Origin of the sequence: Zoogloea oleivorans (assembly GCF_008107625.1) — a bacterium.
GTDB lineage: Bacteria > Pseudomonadota > Gammaproteobacteria > Burkholderiales > Rhodocyclaceae > Zoogloea > Zoogloea oleivorans.
Genome location: NZ_SDKK01000051.1, coordinates 9,966 through 13,083 on the forward strand (window position 1 = coordinate 9,966; position 3,118 = coordinate 13,083).

Sequence of the window (3,118 nt, forward strand, 5' to 3'; positions counted from 1 at the left end):
CATCATGCTTGCCAGGATCATCGACTGGTCGGGCCGGAACCGCTTCCTGGTTCTGCTCGCCACGCTTTTCATTCTCGCCGCCGGGGTGTTTGCGGTGCTGCGCACCCCCATCGACGCGCTGCCCGATCTGTCCGACGTGCAAGTCATCGTCTACACCGAATACCCCGGCCAGGCGCCGCAGGTGGTCGAGGACCAGGTCACCTATCCGCTCACCACGGCGATGCTGTCGGTGCCCAAGTCCAAGGTGGTGCGCGGCTTCTCGTTCTTCGGGGCGTCCTTCGTCTACATCATCTTCGAGGATGGCACTGACATCTACTGGGCGCGCTCGCGGGTGCTGGAATATCTCAATTTCGCTTCCGGCCGCATGCCCAAGGGGGTGACACCGCAGATCGGGCCGGACGCCACCGGCGTCGGCTGGGTGTATCAGTACGCGCTGCTGGCCAAGGACAAGACCCTCGCCGAACTGCGCACCATTCAGGACTGGTACGTGCGCTACCAGCTCGCCAAGGCCCACGGGGTGGCGGAAGTCGCTTCGATAGGCGGCTTCGTGCAGACCTACCAGGTCACTGTCGATCCGGTGAAGCTGCGCGCCTACGGCATTCCTCTGATGAAGATCGCTCAGGTGATTCGCGACTCCAATCGGGATGTGGGTGGCCGCGTGGTGGAAATGGCCGAGACCGAGTACATGGTGCGCGGCAAGGGCTACCTGCGCGGCAAGGACGATATCGAACTCCTGGTGGTCAAGGCCGACAAGGGCACGCCAGTGCTTATCCGCGACATCGCCCGGGTGGAACTGGCGCCGGACGAACGGCGCGGCCTGACCGAACTGAATGGTGAAGGGGAAGTCGTCGCGGGAATTGCCATGGCCCGCTATGGCCAGAATGCGCTGGAGGTCATCCACAACCTGAAGGACAAGATCGCCGAGATCGGTCCCGGCCTGCCGGAGGGCGTGACGGTACAGACAGTGTATGACCGCTCCGAGCTGATCCACCGGGCCATTGAAACCCTGAAGGGCACCCTCATCGAGGAGTCCATCATCGTTGCGCTGGTCTGCATCGTCTTCCTGATGCATGTGAGGAGCGCGCTGGTGGCGATCCTGATGCTGCCGGTGGGGGTGCTGATGGCCTTCATCGCCATGCGTCTGCTCGGCATGAACTCCAACCTGATGAGTCTGGGGGGCATCGCCATTGCCATCGGCGCGATGATCGATGCGGCCATCGTGATGATCGAGAATGCCCACAAGCACCTGGAGCGCCTGCCGGAAGGGCATTCGGCGGCGGAGCGCTTTGAGGCGATGCTGGCCGCCTGCAAGGAAGTGGGGCCGGCGCTGTTCTTCTCGCTGTTGATCATCACCGTCTCCTTCCTGCCGGTCTTCAGCCTGGAAGGACAGGAGGGCCGGCTGTTCTCGCCGCTGGCCTACACCAAGACCTTCTCGATGGCCGGCGCGGCGATTCTGTCGGTCACCCTGGTGCCGGTACTGATGCTGCTGTTCATCCGCGGCAAGATCATGCCGGAGGCAAAGAACCCGGTGAACCGGGTTCTGATCTGGGTGTACCGGCCGATCATCGCCGCCGTGATGCGCTGGAAGAAGCTGACCATCGTCCTCGCGGTGATCGTCCTGGCTATATCGGTCTATCCCGCGTCCCGCCTTGGCTCCGAGTTTATGCCGACCCTCAACGAAGGTACTTTGCTCTATATGCCGGCGTCCCTGCCGGGCATGTCGATCACCAAGGCTGCCGAGCTGATGCAGACCCAGGACAAGATCATCAAGAGCTTTCCGGAAGTCGAATCAGTCTTTGGCAAGGCCGGCCGTGCCAATACCGCCACCGACCCGGCGCCGACCGAGATGTTCGAGACGGTCATCAACCTCAAGCCGCAAACCGAATGGCGTCCCGGCATGACGACCGACAAGTTGATCTCTGAAATGGATAAGGCGCTGCAGTTCCCGGGTGTGGCCAATGCCTGGACGATGCCGATCAAGGCCCGCACCGACATGCTGTCCACCGGCATCCGTACGCCGATCGGCATCAAGGTCTTCGGCAAGGATCTCGGTGAAATGGAGAAACTGGCTAAGGAGATCGAGGCGGTCGTCAAAACGGTGCCCGGCACCACCAGTGCCTTTGCCGAGCGCATCACCGGTGGCTTCTACCTCAACATCGAGCCCGACCGGGAACAGCTGGCCCGCTACGGTCTTTCCGTTGGCGAGTTGCAGGATGTGATCGGCAGCGCGTTGGGCGGTGAGATGGTGACCACCACTGTTGAGGGCCGTGAGCGCTTCGGGGTAACGGTACGCTATCCGCGTGAGCTGCGCTCCGACCCGCAGCAGATTGCCCGCGAGGTGTTGGTGCCGACCATGGGCGGAGCGATGGTGCCGCTCGGCCAGTTGGCGAAGGTCGTCGTCGCCAAGGGCACACCGGGCATCCGCACCGAAAATGCGCTGCTGTCGGCCTACATCTTCGTGGACATCCGCGACCGGGACATCGGTGGCTACGTGGCCGACGCGAAGAAGGCGGTGGCAGAGCAGATCAAGTTCCCGGCGGGCTACTACGTAACGTGGAGCGGCCAGTTCGAGTTCATGGAGCGGGCCATCGAGAAAATGAAGGTCGTCATCCCGATCACCCTTCTGACGATCTTCTTGCTCCTTTACCTGAACTTCCGGCGCCTCACCGAAACGCTGATCGTGATGCTGTCGGTGCCTTTCGCGCTGGTTGGTGGCGTGTGGCTGATGTGGCTGCTGGACTACAACCTGTCGGTGGCGGTGGCGGTGGGCTTCATCGCGCTGGCTGGCGTGGCGGCGGAAACCGGCGTGGTGATGCTGATCTACCTCGATCACGCCTGGGAAGCCGTGAAGGCGACGTGCCGCGAGAGTGGCCGCAGTCCGAACGTCAGTGACCTCTACGCAGCGGTGATGGAGGGCGCTGTCGAGCGCGTGCGCCCGAAGATGATGACCGTCGTCGCGATCATGGCCGGCCTTTTACCGATCATGTGGGGGACGGGCACCGGCTCCGAGGTGATGAGCCGCATTGCTGCGCCGATGGTTGGCGGGATGATTTCCTCGACGGTGCTGACTCTGGCGGTGATCCCGGCGATCTACGCACTGGTGAAACAGTGGCGGCTG

At 62.8% G+C, this 3,118-nt stretch carries 1 protein-coding gene; it reads left to right on the forward strand.

What is annotated here, in order from left to right; genetic code table 11:
- Positions 1-4 precede the first annotated feature (4 nt).
- The coding region (locus ETQ85_RS25155) for an efflux RND transporter permease subunit (RefSeq protein ID WP_148581750.1) at positions 5-3,118 on the forward strand (3,114 nt) is incomplete at its 3' end.